The organism is Streptomyces sp. NPDC000404 (genome assembly GCF_040300365.1).
GTDB lineage: Bacteria > Actinomycetota > Actinomycetes > Streptomycetales > Streptomycetaceae > Streptomyces > Streptomyces ramulosus.
Window position 1 is genome coordinate 112,217 of the sequence record NZ_JBEPDN010000014.1, and the last position, 18,945, is coordinate 131,161.

The window sequence follows — 18,945 nt, forward strand, 5'->3', positions numbered from 1 at the left end:
GTGCCCCATTGGGTGCGGCACCGCGGCGCGTCCGGCCCCCTACAGGAGCAGTCGCGAACTCCGGGCGCACAACGGCGCTTTACGGACACGCGCCGGGTGTCGATATGCATGGGGCACTTGAGGTTGGCGTGGCGTGGGTCATGTCCTCGGGCGAACAACTCGCCCAACAAATCGGGGCACTTGCCGTGAACTCTCTACGAGTTTTGACATGAGCACTTCCGGTTACCCACGAGTCCTGCTACTAACAAGTCGGCAGAGATCCTGCCCCAGGGAGGTTCCATGAGACTGTCCCGCGTCGCCAAGGCGACGTCCGCCCTCTTCGCCACCATGGCGCTCGTGCTCACCGGCGCGAGCGCCGCCACCGCCGCCGAACGGCCGCTGGCCGCCACCGGCTACGTGGCGCTCGGCGACTCCTACTCGGCCGGCGTCGGCGCCGGCAGTTACGACAGCGCCAGCGGCTCCTGCAAACGCAGCACGAAGTCCTATCCCGCGCTGTGGGCGGCCGCCAACTCGCCCTCGTCCTTCGACTTCACCGCCTGCTCCGGCGCCAAGACGGGCGATGTGCTGAACGGGCAGCTCGCCCCGCTGAGCTCGTCGACCGGCCTGGTCAGCATCAGCATCGGCGGCAACGACGCCGGCTTCGCCGACACCATGACCACCTGTGCCCTCCAGGGCGAGAGCGCCTGCCTGGCGGCCGTCTCGAAGGCCGTCGGCTACATCGACAACACGCTCCCGGGGCAGCTCGACGGCGTGTACAGCGCGATATCCCAGAAGGCGCCGTCCGCCCGCGTGGTGGTCCTCGGCTACCCGCACTTCTACAAGATCGGCGGCAGCTGCATCGCGGGGCTGTCCGACAAGTCCCGGGCGGCGATAAACGGTGCCGCCGACGAGATCAACAGCGTCACCGCCAAGCGCGCCGCCAACCACGGCTTCGCCTTCGCCGACGTCAACACCACCTTCAGCGGCCACGAGCTCTGCTCCGGCAGTGCCTGGCTGCACAGCGTCACCGTGCCGGTCGACGAGTCGTACCACCCCACGGCCACCGGCCAGTCGAGCGGCTACCTGCCGGTCTTCCGCTCCGCCGCCTGATCGAAGGCCCACTCAGGTGTACGGGAGGGTTCCCCGATCGGGGGCCCTCCCGCGCCGCGCCGCCCGCCGGGACCCACGCCGCCGGGGGTTCAACTCGCCGTCCGCGCACCCCCGTACGTGATCTTCCGTAGGGTGGCGGACAACACCACGGCGAGGCAGGTGAAACCGATGGCCGGTCTGCACGTGTGTCCTCGGGGAGAGATAGGGTTACCCTGCCCGGGGCCGGGTGCCCTCGTACGGGTGGGGAGAGTCATGGAACAGATAACAGTGCGCAGCAGGGCGCGAGTCCCTGCCATCACCTGCAAAAGCGGCGCGTCCAGTGCGCGCCTCGACCGTCACCTCGCGGTGCTGGGCGGCCCTGCCATCCCGCAGCGTGAGGCGCAGGGCGCGACGTCACTGATGCAGGAACTGACGGCTCGTGATCACATGCGGACGCGGCGCAGCCGCGGCGCACGGGTGTCGTTGTTCGCGCCGCTGAGCAGGCTGCGGCGTTCGCTGTTCGGCGGCCACGGCTGACCCGCAGCTGACCTCGGCACCCCGGCGGCCACGCCGTCCCGGTGCGGCGCGGCGGCCCCCCGCCCGCCCGGTCCGGGACGGCGCCCCGTCACCTACCACCCGTTGCCCGTGACGGGTGGTTTTTGCGTATCCGCGCCCCGATGTCCCGGTGGGGTCACAGCAGGGCGAACTGCCCGCCCGGCCCCTCCTCCTGATGGCCGAGCACGGACGCCGGACGCCGGGCCCGCGCCGGAACCGGCAGCACCCCGGCCGCCCGCAGCTCCGCCGCCCCGATCCCCGGCGCCTGTGCCGCCTCCTCGCGCAGCGCGGCGCGCTCCGGCTCCGCCTCGGCCAGCAGCGCCAGCACGGTGATCAGCTCCAGCAGCTCCGTCGTCCACTCCGGCGGCCAGCCCTCCGGCCCGAGCGCCGCCAGCGGCTCCCCGTCGTCCGCCGCGGCCACCGCCGAGCGCGCCGCGCACCATGCCTCCAGCACCCGCACCCCGTCCGCGTGATGGGCCCAGGCACCCGCGGGTACGGGGGCGATCCGCCCGGCGCCGAGCAGCAGCGCCTCCTCGTCCGGGTCGTACGCGCAGCTCGCGGGCAGCCCGCGGGGCGGCAGCGGGGCGCGGACGTAGGGGCGGCGGCCGCCCGGCATCCGGGGGCGGGTACCCGCCGGGCCGCCGCGCTCGTGCGCCCCGCGGGTCTGCAGCCACACGAGCCGGTCGCCGAGCGCCACCCCGCGCTCCCACAGCCCGGCGTCCGCGGGCAGCGGGACCGCGCAGCCACCGGCGGCGGGCCGCGCCGCCGCCATCGCCCAGGCCAGGACGTCGGCGGGCGCCACCGGGCGGCCCAGCCGCTCCGCGAGCAGCGCGGTCAGGCCCGGCGCGAGGTTCGGTTCGCGGCCGCCGGGCCGTTTGTGGAGCGGGCGGATCCGTCCGCCGCGGCCGCCCGGTGACCGTCCGTCGGGCAGCACCGCGGTGCACAGCAGCGGCGGGTCGCTGGCGCGCGGCTGCGCGGTCCACTCCACGACGAAGAGCTGCCGGTCGTCGGCGACCCGCCACAGCTCCGGCCGGGCCACGTCGAGCAGCCGGTGGTCGGGCAGCAGCCACCGCAGGTCGTGCCCGCCGTGGGCGTACCGCACCGGCTCGGGGCAGCGGCCCGCCGCGCCCGCCAGCGAACCGGTCGCGGTGGCCTGGCCCGGCAGCTGGGCGACGGCGGTGTGCGGCGTACGGGCGCGCGACGGGCGGAACAGCCGGGCGCGTTCGGCCGCGTCGCCGGCGGCGGCCAGCGCGTCCCAGCGGCGGCGCAGCGCCGCCGGATCGGGGCCGGTGACCCATGCGCGGCCGGGCCGCAGCGGCGGCACCGACCAGGGCAGCAGATCGGACAGCAGTGGCGCGTCCTGCTTCGCCGTCACTCCACGTCCCTCCCGGACCGTTCGGCCGACCCCGGCATCGTAGGGCGTGGCGGCGGTCTCCCGCCCGCGCGGAGCACTCCGGGCAGAGTGCGGGGCGCCGCGGGCCGGGTGCCGACCGTTCCGCGGCCGGGGCGGGACCGGGCAGGTGACCGCGGGTTCCGCCCGCCGGGCGTCCTCGCCGAGCCGGTACCGGCGGGCGGGTTCACCGGCTCGGCGGCGCCGAGGGGGCTGTGCCGTCCGGACGCGGCCCCGCGGAGCGCCGGCCGCAGCCCGGAGCGCAGCTGGCGCGGCCCTGCGCCCGGCTCAGTCCGCGTCCAGCGTGACGGTGAAGGAGAACCGGTCGCCGCGGTAGTGGATGTGCGTGACGTCGACCGCCCGGCCGGTCTCGTCGTAGGTGATGCCGGTGTAGTGCAGGATCGGGCTGAGCAGCGGTACCCGCAGCAGCCGGGCGGTCTCCGGGTCGGCGAGGCGCGCCTCGACGGTGTCGGTGATCCGGCTGATGCGCACGCCGATGGTGTCCCGCAGCACCTTCGTCATCGGCCGGTGCGCCAGATCGGCCGGGTCGATCCGGGTGGCGACCTCGGGGTGGACGTAGTTGCGGGCGTGGTTGGTCGGCTCGCCGCTCTCCTCGTCGCTGCGCAGCCGGACGTACCCGGCGACCTCCCGCAACCCGGGGAAGAACTCCGTCAGTTCCGGCGGCACCGGAACCGGACCGTGCTCCAGCAGCCGGGAGGTCATCCCGGACTGCTGGGCCACGATCGCGTCCACCGAACCGAGCAGCCGCACCGGGGCGCCGCGCCGGGCGCTCGGCTCGATGAAGGTGCCGCGCCGCCGGTGCCGGCTGATCAGCCCCTCCGTCTCCAGCTCCTTCAGCGCCTGGCGCATGGTCAGCACGCTGACGCCGTAGTGCGCGGCGAGCGCGTCCTCGGTCGGCAGCCGCAGCGGCGCCTCGGGCGAGCGGCCCAGTATGGAGGCGCGCAGCGACTGCGAAACCTGATACCACAGGGGCAGTTTGCGGTTCAGCGCGAGGGAATCGGGTGCGAAGGTCGTCACAGGGCGTTCCCCGGTGTCACGGGCGGAAGTGGCGCTGGAGACCTTGCCATACGTCGTCGTAGCCGCGCTGCAGGTGGTCGGCGTCCTTGGCCTGATCGGTCAGCGTCAGCGGCCAGCGGGTCTCGAACATGAAGGCAAGACCGTCGTCGATCTTCTGCGGCGCCAGCTCCGCGGCGCTGGCCCGCTCGAACGTCTCCCGGTCCGGTCCGTGCGCCGACATCATGTTGTGCAGCGAGCCGCCACCGGGCACGAACCCGCCGCGCCCGCCGGTCTTCGCGTCGTACGCGCCCTCGATCAGGCCCATGTACTCCGTCATCACGTTGCGGTGGAAGTACGGCGGCCGGAAGGTGTCCTCGCCGACCAGCCAGCGCGGTGCGAAGACCACGAAGTCCACCCCGGCCAGCCCCGGGGTGTCGGACGGCGAGGTGAGGACGGTGAAGATCGACGGGTCCGGGTGGTCGTAGCTGATCGACCCGATGACGTTGAAGCGGCGCAGGTCGTAGACGTACGGGACGTGGTTGCCGTGCCAGGCGACGACATCGAGCGGCGAGTGGTCGTAGGTGGCGCTCCAGAGGTTGCCGCAGAACTTGTTGATCACCTCGACGGGCCGCTCGGTGTCCTCGTACGCGGCGACCGGGGCGCGGAAGTCCCGGGCGCCTGCCAGGCCGTTGGCGCCGATCGGGCCGAGGTCGGGGAGCTGGAAGGGGCGGCCGTAGTTCTCGCAGACGTAGCCGCGGGCGTGCGGGCCGGTCAGCACGGCGCGGAAGCGGACGCCGCGCGGGATCAGCGCCACCTCGCCCGGCGCGGCGCGCAGCACGCCGAACTCCGTGTGCAGCAGCAGCGCGCCGCTCTCCGGCACGATCAGCAGCTCGCCGTCGGCGTCGCCGAACACCCGGTCCGTCATGGAGGAGTTGGCGTGATACAGATGCACCGCCATACCGGTGCGCTGGGTGGCGTCGCCGTTGCCGCCGAGCGTCCACAGGCCGTCCACGAAGTCGGTCGGCTCCTGCGGCTCGGGCAGCGGGTCCCAGCGCAGCCGGTTGGGGTCCGGCACGGAGTCGGTGAACGGCGCGGAGCGCACCTGGCGCCGGGCGATCCGGGTGTACGGCGGATGGGCGGCCGAGGGGCGGATGCGGTAGAGCCACGAGCGGTGGTTGTGGTCGCGCGGCTCGGTGAACGCGGAGCCGCTGAGCTGCTCGGCGTAGAGGCCGAGCGGGGCGCGCTGGGGGGAGTTGCGGCCCTCGGGCAGTGCGCCGGGCACCGCCTCGGAGCTGTGTTCGTTCCCGAATCCGGTGAGGTACGCGAGGTCCGGCTCCCCGGCCGCCGCGCCCGTCCGCTCCGTGTCCGTACCTGTCATCGCGCGCTCCCGCCGCTCAGGAAAACCTGGAATCCTATGGAGAACCCTAGGATTGGCGGGGAGGGGCGTCAACGGACACTCCCGGCCGGGGTGGCCGGATCCGGTCCTCCCGCCGCATGCGGTGGCCCTCCGGTGCGCCGCCGCGTGCGGCCATCCGGGTGACTTCCGGTCACCTCGCGGATCCCCGGGCAGGATGGAGGGGTGCAGCAGCCCACCCCGCTCCGCCGCGTCCCCGTCCAGCGCCGCAGCGCCCAGCGCCTGGCCCGCATCCTCGACGCCTGCGCCGAGGAGTTGGAGGAGGGCGGTTACGAGAGCCTGAGCACCCGCGCCGTCGCCGGGCGCGCCGGGGTGCCGATCGGCTCCGTCTACCGCTTCTTCCCGCACAAGCGCGCCATGGCCGAGGCGCTCGCCGGACGCAACCTCGACGCCTACGCCGGCCGCATCACGGCCCGGCTCGCCGCCCCCGACGCCCCCGCCGGCTGGCGCGGTGCGATGGACGTGGTCGTCGACGAATACCTCGCCATGAAGCGGACGGTGCCGGGCTTCGCGCTCGTCGAGTTCACCGTCCCGGCGCCGCGCGACTCCCGCCAGGCCAACCACGCGGTCGCCGACCGCCTCCTGGGACTGCTCGCCGAACCCCTCGCGCTGGACGCCGCCGACGCACGGCTGCGCACCGCCTTCCTCGTCGGCGTCGAGGCGGCCGACTCCCTCCTCCAGCTCGCCTTCCGCGTCGCCCCCGAGGGCGATCCGGGCATCGTCACCGAGACGAAGGAGCTGCTGCGCAGCTATCTGGCCCGGTATCTGGACGGCTGAGCCGGGGCCGGTGCGGGTGCCGCGGGGGCGGGCCGGGGTCCGGCCGCGGTGGCCCACTCCGGCCCATATATCCGTTTCCCCTTCGTGACCTGGTGTTTTGCTCGTATTGCTCACACGTCAAGACCTTGTTAACGCGAGTTTCGGCCACCTAACGTCACCTCGACCGCCGTCCGGCGGGTGTTCAAGGGCGAACGTGAGGTATTCCCCCGTGCTGACAATCCTCGGATTTGTCATGATCGCGACCTTCCTGGTGCTGATCATGATGAAGAAGGTGTCGCCGATGGCGGCGCTCGTACTCATCCCCGCGCTGTTCTGCGTCCTCGTCGGGAAGGGCGCGCACCTGGGCGATTACGTGATCAAGGGCATCGGCGACCTGGCCCCCACGGCCGCGATGCTGATGTTCGCCATCGTCTTCTTCGGCGTGATGATCGACGTCGGGCTCTTCGACCCGATCGTCCGGGGCATCCTGCGCTTCTGCAAGGCCGATCCGCTGCGCATCGTCGTCGGGACGGCGGTGCTCGCCTCGATCGTCTCGCTGGACGGCGACGGCTCCACCACGTTCATGATCACGGTCTCCGCGATGTACCCGCTCTACCGGCGGCTCAAGATGAGCATGGTCGTCCTGACCGGCGTCGCCGCCACCGCCAACGGCGTGATGAACACCCTTCCCTGGGGCGGCCCGACCGCCCGCGCCGCCACCGCCCTCAAGCTGGACGCCGGCGACATCTTCGTCCCCATGATCCCGGCCCTCGCCTGCGGCCTCGCCGCCGTCCTCGTCCTCGCCTACGTCCTCGGGCGCCGCGAGCGCAAGCGGCTCGGCGGGCTCTCCTTCGAGGGCACGGACCGGACGGCCGAGGCCGTGGCGGCCGAGGAGTCCGAGCAGGTCCTTACCGGCGCCCGCGCCGGCGCCGGAACCGGCGGCGCCGCGGCGGCCTCCACGGCACCGGCCGCCGGCATGGCGGACGCCACCGCCGCCACCGCGGACGACGGCTTCCAGGGTCTGGACCCGCACCGCGCCACCCTGCGGCCCAAGCTCTACTGGTTCAACGCCGCGCTCACCGTCGCGCTGCTCACCCTGCTCATCCTGCAGACCCTGCCGATCCCGGTGCTCTTCCTGATCGGCGCGGCGCTCGCCCTCACCGTCAACTTCCCGCAGATGAACCTGCAGAAGGAGCGCATCGCGGCGCACGCCGAGAACGTCCTGAACGTCTCCGGCATGGTCTTCGCCGCCGCCGTCTTCACCGGCGTCCTGACCGGCACCGGCATGGTCGAGCACATGGCCCGCTGGCTGGTCGGCATCGTCCCGGACGCGATGGGCCCCCACATGGGCCTGGTCACCGGCGTGCTGAGCATCCCGCTGACGTATCTGATGTCCAACGACGGCTTCTACTTCGGCATCGTCCCGATCCTCGCCGAGGCGGGCGCCGCCCACGGCATCGACCCCGTCGAGATCGCCCGCGCCTCCCTCGTCGGACAGCCGCTGCACATGTCCAGCCCGCTGGTCCCCGCGGTCTTCGTCCTCATCGGCATGGCCCGCGTCGAATTCGGCGACCACACCCGCTTCACCATGAAGTGGGCCGCACTGACCTCCCTCGTGGTGCTGTGCGCGGGACTGCTGATCGGCATCATCTGAGGGCTGTCCCGCAGGGATGACGGGACAGCCCTTGGCCGGCGTCCCGCGGGTCCGGTACGCGCGTACCGGACCCGCCCCGTAACTCGCCCGTGCGCCCCGCCCGCGAACCGCCGGTGCCCCGGCGCCCGAACGCCGGGGCCGAGCGCGCGGGCCGCCGCCGTCAGGCCGCCGCGGCGACCGGCGTCTTCGCGGCGTCCGCGGCCTTCGCGGGCGCCGCCGCGTCCGGGCGGCGCAGCCGCGGGAAGGTGGGGGCGGCGACCAGGAAGACCAGCGAGACGAGGACGAACGGCCAGGTGAAGGTGTGGCCGCCGGACGGGGCGAAGAGCGCCGCCATCGCCGAGCTGAGGCAGGTCGCCGTGGCCGCCGCGACCACCGCGTACCCCAGGCTCCAGGCGTCCGCGACGAGGAACACCCCGCACAGCGCCATCGTCACCAGCACCGCGTTGTACCCCATGGTGCCCTCGGCGACGTCCGCGGCCGGTGCGCCCAGCGCCCAGGCGGTGAAGATGCCCACCACGCTGCCGACGCAGGCCATCAGACCGGCCCGGCGGCTGGCCACGAAGATGCCGACGAGGAAGATCAGGCCCACGTACCACTGCGGCATGAAGAAGATCTGCGCGAAGTCGGCGAAGAAGGCGTGCCACAGATCGGTCCAGCTGAGCGTGGTGGGGCCGCCCGCCGGGTGGGTGAGCGCGGCGAGCCCCTCGCCGTTGTGCCAGATCCGCTCGAAGCCGGGCGCCGCGATCGTCATGGAGCTGGCCATCAGGCAGTACGGCAGCGTGAACGTCGGCAGGTCCCAGGTGGAAAGGACGCGCGAGGCGGCGCCGGTGACGACGGTGACCACCGCGCTCCCGGCGAGCGCGAGCAGTGCGGTGGAGAGGTGCTCGGCGCCGAGGAAGACGGCGAAGCCGACCGCGACCAGGCAGGCGTTGAAGCCCTCCAGACCGGCGGTGATCCGGTCCCGGGCGACGCCCAGCAGCCGCGCGGTCGCGGTGCCCACCGCCGTACCGAGCAGACCGTAGACGCCGTACTGCCAGCCCGAGGCGAACAGCGCGACGGCGAAGATCGCACCGGTCAGGGCGTTGGGCAGGAAGTCGACCTGTGCCTGACCGCGCAGCACCGCCAGCACGAAGTTCCCCAGCTTGCCCAGGGGTGCCGCTTCCGGTTGCGGTGCGGCCCCCTCCTTCGTGTCCTGCTGGCCCACGATGCCCTCCATATGCCCGAAATGCCCCTGCCGGTCAGAGGCTGGTGCACTCTACATCTAAGAAATATGAGGACCGGGCCGAGGGTCACGTCCGGTGCGCAGGCGCTACCGGACGTCCCGGCCGACCTGCGGATGGTGCAGCGCCAGCCCGTCGACCAGCGCCAGCAGCCCGGCCTCAAATGCGCCCTCGTCCACCCGGCGTTGATGCTCCGCCAGCAGATGCGCCTGGCCGAGGTGCGGATAGGCGTCCGGGTCGTACGCGCCGGGGTCGTCGACGAAGCCGCGGGCGAACGAGCCGAGCGCGGAGCCCGCCACGAAATAGCGGACCATGGCGCAGACCCGGGTCGCCTGGGCCGGCGGCCACCCCGCGTCGACCAGCCCGCCGAACGCCGCGTCCGCCATCTTCAGCCCCGCCGGACGGCGGCCGGGCCCCTGCGCGAGGAACGGCACGATGTGCGGATGTGCGGCGAGCGCGGCGCGGTAGGAACGGGCCCAGCCCAGCAGCCCGCTTTGCCAGTCGCCGTCCGCGAACGCGGTGACGTCGACCTGCGCGATGACCGTGTCGGCGACCGCGTCCAGCAGCGCGTCCTTGGTCGGGAAGTGGTTGTAGAGGGACGGGCCGCTCACCCCCAGCTCGGCGGCGAGCCGCCGGGTGGAGAGCGCCGTCAGCCCTTCCGCGTCGATCAGCGCCAGCGCCGCGGCGACGATCCGGGCGCGGCTCAGCAGAGGCTTGCGGGGGCGGGCCATGTGTCACATGGTACGAGGCCGCCCCGCCGCTGATCAGCGGCGCGAACCGGGGGCGTGACCCGCCCCGCGGCGCCCCGTGGGCATGTGCTAAGCGTCCGCTCACCCGCGCGGTAAGGTGTGCGGTCCGTCCGTGGAGGGTCCGTGGCGGAGGAGAAGCGGGGTGTGCGATGGACGCGGAGGCACGGGAGGCGGCGGGCGCCGGCGACGAGTGGGCCGATGTGACCCCGGACGCCGCGCGGCGCCTGGTCCGCGCCGCCGTCGAGGCGTTCGCCGAACGCGGCTACCACGCGACCACCACCCGCGACATCGCGGGCCGCGCCGGAATGAGCCCCGCCGCGCTCTACATCCACTACCGCACGAAGGAGGAGCTGCTCTACCGCATCAGCGGCATCGGCCACGAGAAGGCGCTCGCCATCATGGGCGAGGCCGCCGCGGCCGACGGCAGCGCCGCCGAACGGCTCGCCGGAGCCGTCCGCACCTTCGTCCGCTGGCACGCCGAACACCACACCACCGCCCGGGTCATCCAGTACGAACTCCAGGCGCTCGGCCCCGAGCACTACGCCGAGATCACCGCGCTGCGCCGCCGCACCGACCGGCTGCTGCGCCAGATCATCCAGGACGGCGCGGACTCCGGCGAGTTCCGCGCCGACGACGTCCCCGGCACCACCCTCGCCGTGCTCTCGCTCTGCGTGGACGTCGCCCGCTGGTTCACCGCCGACGGCCGCCGCACCCCCGACGAGGTCGGCGTCCTCTACGCGGGACTGGTCCTGCGGATGGTGGGCGCGGGAGCGGAGTGACGGCCAGGCCCATCAGGCCGGGCCTGATGGGCCGGGCCTGATGGGTCCGGCGGTGCGGGCTCCGGACCTGCGGTTCCGGCTTCCGGGGCGTGGCCTGGGAGTGACGGTCCCGGAGTCACGCCGCGGGCTTACGGCTTGGGGGGAGACGGGCGGTGCGGCGGGCACAGGGGCGCCGTACGCTCCCCGGACCTGCCGCCTCCGGCTCCGTTCCCGTCCTCGTCCCCGCCTCAGAAGGTGAAGCGGCTGACCGACTCCGCCACGCACACCGGCTTGGTGCCGCCCTCGCGCTCGATCGTCACCGCCGTCGTCAGCTGCACCCCGCCGGGCACCTCCGCGACCTCCGCGATCCGCGTGGTGGCCCGCACCCGCGAGCCGACCGGCACGGGCGCGGGGAAACGGACCTTGTTGGTGCCGTAGTTGATGCCCATCGCGACGTTGTCGACGCGCATCAGCTGCGGGACGAGGGCGGGCAGCAGCGACAGCGTCAGATAGCCGTGCGCGATGGTGGTGCCGAACGGCCCGGCCGCCGCCTTCTCGGCATCGACATGGATCCACTGGTGGTCGCCGGTGGCCTCGGCGAACCGGTCGATCCGCTGCTGATCGATCTCCAGCCAGTCGCTGGGGCCCAGCTCCTCACCGACCGCGGCCCGCAGCTCGTCGAGCGATCCGAACACCCGGGGCTCTGCCATCCCGTCCGCCTCCTGAAGTTTCCGCGCCGCCCGCGCCCTGCCGGACGCCCGCCGCCGCTGACCGTGCACTGACCCTGCGCTAAGCGCTTGCTCAGCATGCGGAGTGCGCGTGCCGCTGTCAACGGAACGGCGGGTCGGGGTGGACGGCGGGCCGCGGCCGGACTGACGCCGATGGGTCCGGTCCGGCAGGTCTGGCGGATGGCCGGGCCGGTCGGACGCCCGCCGGGCCGGGTGCCGACGCCGGCGGGAGGCCCGGCTCGGCGGAGGGCCGTCCTGCGCCCGGTCCGCCTCCCGGTCCGCAGGAGGGGCTCCGCCTCGCGGGGCACGGCACCGGACGCCACGACCTGACCCGCGAAGGCCGAAATGGCGCCCCCTAGGCTGGGCCCGTGCCCCAGCTTCCCTTCAAGGTCCATGAACTCACCGTCGGCCAGCTCTCCGCGCGCAGCGGCGCCGCCGTCTCCGCGCTGCACTTCTACGAGACCAAGGGCCTGATCACCAGCACCCGCACGGCCGGTAACCAGCGCCGCTACACCCGTGACACCCTGCGTCGCGTCGCCTTCGTACGCGCCGCCCAGCGCGTCGGCATCCCCCTCGCGGTGATCCGCGACGCCCTCGCCGAGCTCCCCGACGAACGTACCCCCACCCGCGACGACTGGGCCCGCCTCTCCGAGGCCTGGCGCGCCGAACTCGACGAACGCATCGGCCAACTCGTCGATCTCCGCGACCGCTTGACCGACTGCATCGGCTGCGGCTGCCTCTCCCTGGAGCGCTGCGCCCTCTCCAACCCGTACGACAACCTCGGCCAACAGGGCCCGGGCGCCCAGCGGTTGCGGGTGGACCGCGGGAAGCCCGAGCGCGAGGCGCCACCCGCGGACGCTGCCGGTTGCTGCACGGACGAGACCCCGGAGCGGTGCGAGCCGGGGGCAGGGGAGATACGGTGAGGCAGCTCCCGGGCCCGCGGCCCGTCAGGCTTCGCTGACCTCCCAGGGTGAACGAAACCCTCTGAGCTGCCTGACGAAACCGCTGGTCAGGAAGCGTGTGCCCCGCAGGTGCGGGGATGGCCCCAGCGGCAAGCTGGCCTGCCCGCCCAACTCGCCGTGTGCCCCGCAGGTGCGGGGATGGCCCCAAACTCACAGGCGGGAAGAATGCCGGGAAAACGTGTGCCCCGCGGCTGCGGGGATGGCCCCGCGAAGGGGATTTTCGGTCTGATCTGCACCCAGTGCGCCCTGCGTGAGCAGGGATGCCCCCATGAGTGCTCCAGGCGGCGGATTGCGGTCGCGGTGCGCCCCGCGCGAGCGGGGGCCTACCTTGCCCCCGCGGTTGCGGGGATGGCCCCTCGTCGGGCTCCATGCCCAGCTGCCGCATGGTGTGTGCCCCGCGGTTGCGGGGATGACCCGACGTCGAAACCCTCGGGGATCGCATCGCCGTAGGGCTGTCAACCCGGCCTCCTCGCCGTACCGTCCCGCCGGTATCACGCCGATCGGTGGGTCCTCGGGGATCCGGTGGCGCGGGAGATCGACCGCCGGCCGCGTCGCGGGCCCGGGCGGCGTGGCGTCGGCGGACGGTGGTGCGGTCGTCCGTGAGCGGTGTGGCCGGCATCCGGCGACGCGGACGAGGTCGCGTCCCGCGTCACCCGCCGGGGGCGGCGCCGGCGGGGCCGCCGGGTGCGCCGCCGCCGGATATCGCCTCCCGGGCGCCCGGAGCGGAGCCCCCGGAGGCCCGCGGTGGGCCCGAGGAGGCCTCCGATTGTGCCAACGCCACGGCGGCGGCGACCAGTTCGGCGTTGTCCCGGGCGGGTGTGCCGTCCGGCAGGAGCAGGGTGTCCTCGATGCCGATACGGGTGGCCAGGCCCAGCCGGAGCGCCAGCCGCAGCACCGGCCAGGTGCCGCCCTCCTCGCCGTGCAGCAGCACCGGACGGCCGGTCCGGGCGGAGCCGAGCGCGGCCAGCAGCCGCCGGGCGGTGTCCGGAGCCGTCGCCGCGGCGGTGTCGGTGACCTCGGCCAGCACCCGCAGCACCCGCGGGCGCAGCGGCGAGCGGGCGAAGCGTGCGGCGCCGGAGGTGCCGGACCAGATCCCGGCCTCCACCGCCACGCCCCGGGCGAGCAGCGCGGCGGCCACCTGCTCGGCGCCGGGCTCGTGCCAGTTGACCGAGGCGTGGTCGGGCAGCAGCGTCCAGGACCGTATCCGCGCGACCCGCCGCGCCGGATCGGGCTCGGCCCAGGCGCCCGTCGTCACCCCGACCGGGACGGACACGGCCGCGCGCACCGCCTCCAGGGCAGGGGCGACCACCCGGGGCGAGAGGGAATCCTGCCCGCAGGGGGTCTTGGGGTGGACGTGGACGGAGGTGGCCCCGGCCGCCACCGCCTGCCGCGCGGCCTCGGCCAGCGCGGTCGGCGACAGCGGCACCGCGGCCGAATCCGCCGCGGTGCGGGCTCCGTTGAGAGCGACCTGAGTCATGCCCCGATGCTGGCACAGGGGTCTGACAACGCCCGCCGAGGGTCCGAACTCCGCGCGGGCGGACGGCCGTTCAGGCCGCCATCGACGCCCCGAAGCGCGCGCCGGAACCGGCCGCCGCCCCCGCCGGGGCCACCGTCCCCGCACCGGCGGGGGACGCCTCGCGCCGGGCCGCCGCCAGGGTCTCGCGGGTCAGCAGGGCGGCCGGGGTGATCACGCCGCAGTCCGCGCAGACCGGTCCGGCGGCGCGGCGGTCCGGGTCGGTGAGCGGCCGGAAGCGGGTGGAGCCGCACACCGGGCAGTCGTGCCGGAGCCGTCCGGACTCCATCGCCGCGATGACGGTGCGCAGCACCGCGGTGAGGGGCGCCGCCGGATGCCGGTGCGGCGCCGCGCACGGCACGATCTCGCAGCCGCCCCAGGTGCGCCGGTGCCAGGCGTCGAGCGCGCCGGGCTGCCGGATGCCGTCGCGCTTCTCCCGGCGCCGCCGCGCGACGCACTCCGCCTCGTACGCCAGCCACAGGGCGCGCGCCTCCTCCAGTTCGGCGAGGGCGGCCAGCAGGCGTGCCGGGTCGGGATCGCGGTCCTGCGGGGCGATACCGGCCCGGGTGCACAGGTGGTGCCAGGTCGCGCGGTGCCCGTAAGGGGCGAAGCGCTCCAGGCATTTGCGCAGGGCGGTGCGGCGCCGTGTGGCGAGGAGCCGCGGATCGCGGACCTGTGCGGCGAAAGCTCTGAAACCGGCCATGTTCATCCCACCTCCGTGGGGAGGACCCGAGTGGACACGGAAGGGACGCAGCCGGAGGCCGACCGGATCCCTCGAATTTTCTTGCGGTTCACCGGAGTGGGGCGCAAGGGGCGGTGGTCGTCCGGGGTGTCCGGTGAGGGTTGCGAAAAGGTGACTGTTGTTCATCTTCCCGCGGAGAGGTAACCAGCGGTAACGTCCGGCCCCACCCGCCTCCCGAGGAGCAGGAATGCGACGACGTACCGGAAGGCTCAGGACCGCCGCCGCGGCAGCCCTGTTCGCCTTGGGTGCCACGCTCTTGGCACCACCCCCTCTCGCGACCGCCGCCGGCGGCCCCGACGATGCCGACTACTGCCAGGGCCAGTGCGCCGACATCCTGCCGCCGGGCGCGACCGGCAACGCCACCCTCGCCGACATCCTGGCGAGCAAGGTGTTCGGTACCCACCCCGCGCACTCCGACGACCAACTCGCCCCGTACGGCGCGCTGGCGAGCGGCTACCGGTCGCTCACCGACGACACCCTGACCGACTTCTTCAACGACTCCTCCTTCGGCGTGCCCAAGGACCAGATCGACAAGGTCACCACGCCGCGCGACGACGTCACCATCACCCGGGACAAGAAGACCGGCACCCCGCACATCAAGGGCACCACCCGCTACGGCACCGAGTTCGGCGCCGGTTACGCCGCGGGGCAGGACCGGCTGTGGCTGATGGATCTCTTCCGGCACATCGGACGCGGCGAGCTGACCTCGTTCGCCGGCGGCGCCCTCGCCAACCAGGGCCTGGAGCAGGAGTTCTGGCCCCAGGCGCCGTACACCGAGGCCGATCTGCAGGCGCAGGTCGACCGGATACGCGACACCAACGGCGCCCGCGGCAAGCAGGCCATGGACGACGCCCAGGCGTACGTCGACGGCATCAACGCCTACCGCGAGCAGTCGAAGAACGGCCGCTACTTCCCCGGTGAGTACGTGCTCACCGGCCATGTCGACGCGATCACCAACGCCGGGGAGATCCAGCCCTTCAAGCTCACCGACCTGATCGCCCTCGCCTCCGTCGTCGGCGGGCTCTTCGGCAACGGCGGCGGCGGCGAGGTCCCGTCCGCCCTCGCACTGCTCTCCGCCCAGCAGAAGTACGGCGTGGAGAAGGGCACCGCGCTCTGGGAGTCCTTCCGCGAGCGCAACGACCCCGAGGCCACCAAGACCCTGCACGACGGCCAGAGCTTCCCGTACGCGGTCAAGCCCGCCAAGGCCGAGGGCACCGCGCTGCCCGACGCCGGGTCGGTCACCCCCGAACCGCTGGTCCACGACCGCACCGGCACGGCGGGCGCGAAGAAGCCCGCGCAGGAGCCGGTCCGGGCGCCCGCCAAGTACCGCAAGCTGGAAGGGCTGTTCAAGGACGGCGTGCTGCCCAAGGGCGCCTTCGACCCGACCCAGCACCGCGGGATGTCCAACGCGCTGCTGGTATCCGGCAAGCGCACCGCCAGTGGCCACCCCGTCGCCGTCTTCGGGCCGCAGACCGGCTACTTCGCCCCGCAGCTGCTGATGCTCCAGGAGATCCAGGGGCCGGGCATCAGCGCCCGCGGCGCCTCCTTCGCCGGCGTCGGCATGTACGTCCAGCTGGGCCGCGGCCAGGACTACGCCTGGAGCGCCACCTCCGCCGGGCAGGACATCACCGACACCTACGCCGTCGACCTGTGCAACACCGACGGCTCCCCGGCCACCAAGGACTCGGTCGCCTACCGCTACCACGGCGAGTGCGTCCCGATGGAGAAGCTGGAGCGGACCAACTCCTGGAAGCCCACCATCGCCGACCCGACGGCCGCCGGCTCGTACCGGATGCAGGTCTTCCGCACGAAGTACGGCACCGTCACCCACCGCGCCACCATCGGCGGCAAGCCCGTCGCCTACACGGCGCTGCGCTCCACCTACCGCCACGAGGCCGACTCCATCATCGGCTTCCAGATGCTCAACGACCCCTCGTACGTGCGCGACGCGCAGACCTTCCAGCAGGCCGCCCAGCACATCGGCTACGCCTTCAACTGGTTCTACGCCGACTCCCGTGACATCGCGTACTACAACAGCGGCCTCAACCCCGTCCGCAACCCGAAGGTCGACCCGGCGCTGCCGATCAAGGCGGCACCGGAGTACGAGTGGCGCGGCTACCGGCCGGAGAACAACCTCACCGACTACACCCCGCCCGCCGAGCACCCGCAGTCGGTCAACCAGGACTACTACGTCTCCTGGAACAACAAGCAGGCCGCCGACTACGACTCGGCGGGCTTCGGCAACGGCCCGGTGCACCGCGCCGACCTCCTCGACGACCGGGTCGCGGCCCTCGCCGCGGAGGGCGGCGTCACCCGTGCCTCGCTGACCCGGGCGATGTCCGAGGCGGCCGTCACCGATCTGCGCGGCGAGGACGTGCTGCCCGAGCTGCTGCGGGTGCTGCAGAGCGAGCCGGTCACCGATCCGCAGCTCAAGAAGGCGGTGCAGCAGCTCGACTCGTGGCGCCGGGACGGCTCCCAGCGCCGGGAGACCGCCGCCGGATCGCACACCTACACCCACCCCGACGCGGTCCGGCTGATGGACGCCTGGTGGCCGCTGCTGGTCAAGGGCGCCTTCGCACCGGAGCTGGGCGGCGATCTCTACCAGGCGCTGGGCGCCAACCTCGCGATCGACGAGTCGCCGTCCGCGGGCCACGGCCCGACCGGTGCGCACGCCGGATCGGCGTTCCAGTACGGCTGGTGGAGCTATGTCGACAAGGACCTGCGCTCGGTCCTCGGTGACAAGGTGCGGGCGCCGCTGGCCCGGCCGTTCTGCGGCAAGGGCGACCTCTCCGCCTGCCGCGACACCCTCCTCGACACGCTGCGCGAGGCGTCCGGCAAGACGGCCGAGCAGGTCTACCCGGGCGACGACAGCTGCAAGGCCGGCGACCAGTGGTGCTCCGACGCGATCATCCACCGCGCCGTGGGCGGCCTGACCCACACCGCGATCAGCTGGCAGAACCGCCCCACCTACCAGCAGGTGGTGGAGTTCCCCGCACACCGCTGACCCGCAAACGCACCGAGGACGAAGGCCGGTACGGGATCCCCGTACCGGCCTTCGCCGCGCACCGTTCAGCCCAGCTCGCGGGTCCGCGTCTCCGGCAGCGCCAGCACGCACACCAGGGAGACCACGGCCATCGCGCTGACGTACCAGCCCACCGACGCGGAGCCGAACACGGGCTGGAGGCGGGTGGCGATCAGCGGGGAGACCGCACCGCCCAGCACGCCGCCCAGGTTGTAGGCGAGCGAGGCGCCCGAGTAGCGCACGGTGGTGCCGAACAGCTCGGGCAGATACGCGCCCATCGGCCCGTACACCACGCCCATGCAGAACAGCGCGCCGCCGATGCCGAGGGCGATCAGCGCCGGCCGGCCGGTGTCCAGCAGCGGGAAGAGCACCAGCCCCCACACCACGGCAAGGCCGGTGCCGGCGAGGACCAGCTTGCGCCGCCCGGCCCCGTCCGAGCGGGTCGCGGCCAGCCACGTCCCCGCGGCGAGGAAGAGGCAGGCGACCAGCGACAGGCCCAGCATCGTGTTCCGGGAGACGCCGAGGGTGCCGGTGGTGTAGGCGAGGCAGTAGGTCGTCGCCGTGTAGAAGAGGCCGTACGCGATGATCATGCCGCCGGCGCCCAGCAGCAGCTCCTTGGGGTGGCGCCGGAAGACGTCGAGCGCCGGCACCCGCCCGGCCTCCTGCGCCGCCCGCACCTTCGCGAAGACCGGCGTCTCGCTGATCTTCAGCCGGACGAACAGTCCGACGCCGACCAGCAGGAACGACAACAGGAACGGCACCCGCCAGCCCCAGGAGCGGAACGCCGCGTCGTCCAAGGCGGCCGACAGCAGCCAGAACACGCCCGTCGCGGCGAAGAACCCGACGGACGGGCCCAGTTGCGGGAACGCCGCGTACAGCCCGCGGCGCCGCTTCGGCGCGTGCTCGACCGCGAGCAGCGCCGCACCGCCCCATTCGCCGCCCAGCCCGATGCCCTGCACGAAGCGGAGCAGCACCAGCAGCAGCGGCGCCCAGATGCCGAGCGTCGCGTAGCCGGGCAGCAGTCCGACGAACGCCGTCGACAGCCCCATCATCAGCAGCGACGCCACCAGGACGGACTTGCGGCCGACCCGGTCGCCGAAGTGCCCGAAGATCAGCGAGCCCAGCGGCCGGGCGGCGAACGCCACCGCGTAGGTGGAGAACGACGCGAGGGTGGCGTTCACCGGGTCGAGCCCCGGGAAGAACGCCTCGTTGAGGACGAGGGCGGCGGCGGTGCCGTAGATGTAGAAGTCGTAGAACTCGATGGCGGTGCCGATGAAGGACGCCACCGCCACCCGGCGCAGGCTCTCCCCGCCGCTCTCCGTGGTGGCCGCGGCGTCCGCCGCCTCGGGCCCGGTCTTCGCTGGTGTCGTGTCGGTTTCCACGAGCGGCATGCTCTT

At 73.4% G+C, this 18,945-nt stretch carries 16 protein-coding genes; 7 read left to right on the forward strand and 9 right to left on the reverse strand.

Translation table 11 applies throughout. The annotated features are described in order from the left end of the window. Nucleotides 1-279: 279 nt before the first annotated feature. Nucleotides 280-1,089 carry an SGNH/GDSL hydrolase family protein gene (locus ABT345_RS26110; RefSeq protein WP_345093265.1) on the forward strand — a complete coding sequence of 270 codons (810 nt, stop codon included), beginning with the start codon at nucleotides 280-282 and terminating at the stop codon, nucleotides 1,087-1,089. 252 nt (nucleotides 1,090-1,341) lie between these two features. Then, complete coding sequence (locus ABT345_RS26115; RefSeq protein ID WP_345093262.1) at nucleotides 1,342-1,605, forward strand: hypothetical protein; 264 nt, start codon at nucleotides 1,342-1,344, stop codon at nucleotides 1,603-1,605. 154 nt (nucleotides 1,606-1,759) lie between these two features. On the opposite strand, the gene ABT345_RS26120 is transcribed toward ABT345_RS26115, so the two are convergent. The 3 genes from ABT345_RS26120 to hmgA all read right to left on the reverse strand — a co-directional run bounded on the left by ABT345_RS26120 (nucleotide 1,760) and on the right by hmgA (nucleotide 5,408). Continuing rightward, a complete protein-coding gene (locus ABT345_RS26120) occupies nucleotides 1,760-2,998 on the reverse strand; it encodes a type ISP restriction/modification enzyme (RefSeq protein WP_345093259.1) in 1,239 nt (412 codons plus the stop codon). A gap of 303 nt (nucleotides 2,999-3,301) precedes the next feature. Next, nucleotides 3,302-4,051 carry a GntR family transcriptional regulator gene (locus tag ABT345_RS26125; RefSeq protein ID WP_345093256.1) on the reverse strand — a complete coding sequence of 250 codons (750 nt, stop codon included), beginning with the start codon at nucleotides 4,049-4,051 and terminating at the stop codon, nucleotides 3,302-3,304. 16 nt (nucleotides 4,052-4,067) lie between these two features. Then, nucleotides 4,068-5,408: a homogentisate 1,2-dioxygenase gene (hmgA, locus tag ABT345_RS26130; protein ID WP_345093253.1), complete on the reverse strand. Its 1,341-nt coding sequence runs from the start codon at nucleotides 5,406-5,408 to the stop codon at nucleotides 4,068-4,070. A gap of 201 nt (nucleotides 5,409-5,609) precedes the next feature. Here hmgA and ABT345_RS26135 point away from each other — a divergent pair, with 201 nt between their 5' ends. Both ABT345_RS26135 and ABT345_RS26140 read left to right on the forward strand, forming a co-directional pair. Then, the gene (locus ABT345_RS26135; protein WP_345093250.1) at nucleotides 5,610-6,221 is read left to right on the forward strand and encodes a TetR/AcrR family transcriptional regulator; all 612 of its coding nucleotides are present in this window, start codon (nucleotides 5,610-5,612) and stop codon (nucleotides 6,219-6,221) included. Nucleotides 6,222-6,429: 208 nt separating this feature from the next. Continuing rightward, complete coding sequence (locus ABT345_RS26140) at nucleotides 6,430-7,854, forward strand: CitMHS family transporter (RefSeq protein ID WP_345093247.1); 1,425 nt, start codon at nucleotides 6,430-6,432, stop codon at nucleotides 7,852-7,854. Nucleotides 7,855-8,014: 160 nt separating this feature from the next. Here the strand turns inward: ABT345_RS26140 and ABT345_RS26145 are convergent, their stop codons facing one another. Together ABT345_RS26145 and ABT345_RS26150 are read right to left on the reverse strand one after the other, a co-directional pair. Continuing rightward, on the reverse strand, nucleotides 8,015-9,058 hold the full coding sequence (locus ABT345_RS26145; protein WP_345093244.1) for an urea transporter: 1,044 nt from the start codon (nucleotides 9,056-9,058) through the stop codon (nucleotides 8,015-8,017). Nucleotides 9,059-9,163: 105 nt separating this feature from the next. Beyond that, entirely contained in the window at nucleotides 9,164-9,805 is a 642-nt protein-coding gene (locus ABT345_RS26150) for a TetR/AcrR family transcriptional regulator (protein WP_345093241.1), read from the reverse strand. A 167-nt stretch (nucleotides 9,806-9,972) separates the two neighbouring features. On the opposite strand from ABT345_RS26150, the gene ABT345_RS26155 reads away from it, so the two are divergent. Further along, nucleotides 9,973-10,602, forward strand: coding sequence for a TetR/AcrR family transcriptional regulator (locus ABT345_RS26155; protein WP_345093238.1), 630 nt, complete (start codon nucleotides 9,973-9,975; stop codon nucleotides 10,600-10,602). Between the two features lie 227 nt (nucleotides 10,603-10,829). Here ABT345_RS26155 and ABT345_RS26160 read toward each other — a convergent pair whose 3' ends face one another. Next, complete coding sequence (locus ABT345_RS26160) at nucleotides 10,830-11,291, reverse strand: MaoC family dehydratase (RefSeq protein WP_345093235.1); 462 nt, start codon at nucleotides 11,289-11,291, stop codon at nucleotides 10,830-10,832. A gap of 386 nt (nucleotides 11,292-11,677) precedes the next feature. On the opposite strand from ABT345_RS26160, the gene soxR reads away from it, so the two are divergent. Further along, nucleotides 11,678-12,232, forward strand: a complete 555-nt coding sequence (gene soxR, locus ABT345_RS26165) for a redox-sensitive transcriptional activator SoxR (protein WP_345093232.1) — start codon at nucleotides 11,678-11,680, stop codon at nucleotides 12,230-12,232. A 688-nt stretch (nucleotides 12,233-12,920) separates the two neighbouring features. On the opposite strand, the gene ABT345_RS26170 is transcribed toward soxR, so the two are convergent. Together ABT345_RS26170 and ABT345_RS26175 are read right to left on the reverse strand one after the other, a co-directional pair. After that, a complete protein-coding gene (locus ABT345_RS26170; RefSeq protein WP_345093229.1) occupies nucleotides 12,921-13,748 on the reverse strand; it encodes a 3-keto-5-aminohexanoate cleavage protein in 828 nt (275 codons plus the stop codon). A gap of 70 nt (nucleotides 13,749-13,818) precedes the next feature. Continuing rightward, nucleotides 13,819-14,487 carry a hypothetical protein gene (locus tag ABT345_RS26175; protein ID WP_345093226.1) on the reverse strand — a complete coding sequence of 223 codons (669 nt, stop codon included), beginning with the start codon at nucleotides 14,485-14,487 and terminating at the stop codon, nucleotides 13,819-13,821. 226 nt (nucleotides 14,488-14,713) lie between these two features. Between ABT345_RS26175 and ABT345_RS26180 the strand changes: the two genes are divergently transcribed. Beyond that, on the forward strand, nucleotides 14,714-17,530 hold the full coding sequence (locus ABT345_RS26180; protein ID WP_345093223.1) for a penicillin acylase family protein: 2,817 nt from the start codon (nucleotides 14,714-14,716) through the stop codon (nucleotides 17,528-17,530). A 65-nt stretch (nucleotides 17,531-17,595) separates the two neighbouring features. On the opposite strand, the gene ABT345_RS26185 is transcribed toward ABT345_RS26180, so the two are convergent. Beyond that, on the reverse strand, nucleotides 17,596-18,939 hold the full coding sequence (locus ABT345_RS26185) for an MFS transporter (RefSeq protein WP_386461246.1): 1,344 nt from the start codon (nucleotides 18,937-18,939) through the stop codon (nucleotides 17,596-17,598). Between the last annotated feature and the right edge of the window lie 6 nt (nucleotides 18,940-18,945).

What these genes read in the sequence shown, in the direction of transcription:
- ABT345_RS26110 (WP_345093265.1), top strand. Translation starts at nt 280, where the DNA reads ATGAGACTGTCCCGCGTCGCCAAGGCGACGTCCGCCCTCTTCGCCACC.
- ABT345_RS26115 (WP_345093262.1), top strand. Translation starts at nt 1,342, where the DNA reads ATGGAACAGATAACAGTGCGCAGCAGGGCGCGAGTCCCTGCCATCACC.
- hmgA (WP_345093253.1), bottom strand. Translation starts at nt 5,408, where the DNA reads ATGACAGGTACGGACACGGAGCGGACGGGCGCGGCGGCCGGGGAGCCG.
- ABT345_RS26150 (WP_345093241.1), bottom strand. Translation starts at nt 9,805, where the DNA reads ATGGCCCGCCCCCGCAAGCCTCTGCTGAGCCGCGCCCGGATCGTCGCC.
- ABT345_RS26155 (WP_345093238.1), top strand. Translation starts at nt 9,973, where the DNA reads ATGGACGCGGAGGCACGGGAGGCGGCGGGCGCCGGCGACGAGTGGGCC.
- ABT345_RS26160 (WP_345093235.1), bottom strand. Translation starts at nt 11,291, where the DNA reads ATGGCAGAGCCCCGGGTGTTCGGATCGCTCGACGAGCTGCGGGCCGCG.
- ABT345_RS26170 (WP_345093229.1), bottom strand. Translation starts at nt 13,748, where the DNA reads ATGACTCAGGTCGCTCTCAACGGAGCCCGCACCGCGGCGGATTCGGCC.
- ABT345_RS26175 (WP_345093226.1), bottom strand. Translation starts at nt 14,487, where the DNA reads ATGGCCGGTTTCAGAGCTTTCGCCGCACAGGTCCGCGATCCGCGGCTC.
- ABT345_RS26180 (WP_345093223.1), top strand. Translation starts at nt 14,714, where the DNA reads ATGCGACGACGTACCGGAAGGCTCAGGACCGCCGCCGCGGCAGCCCTG.
- ABT345_RS26185 (WP_386461246.1), bottom strand. Translation starts at nt 18,939, where the DNA reads ATGCCGCTCGTGGAAACCGACACGACACCAGCGAAGACCGGGCCCGAG.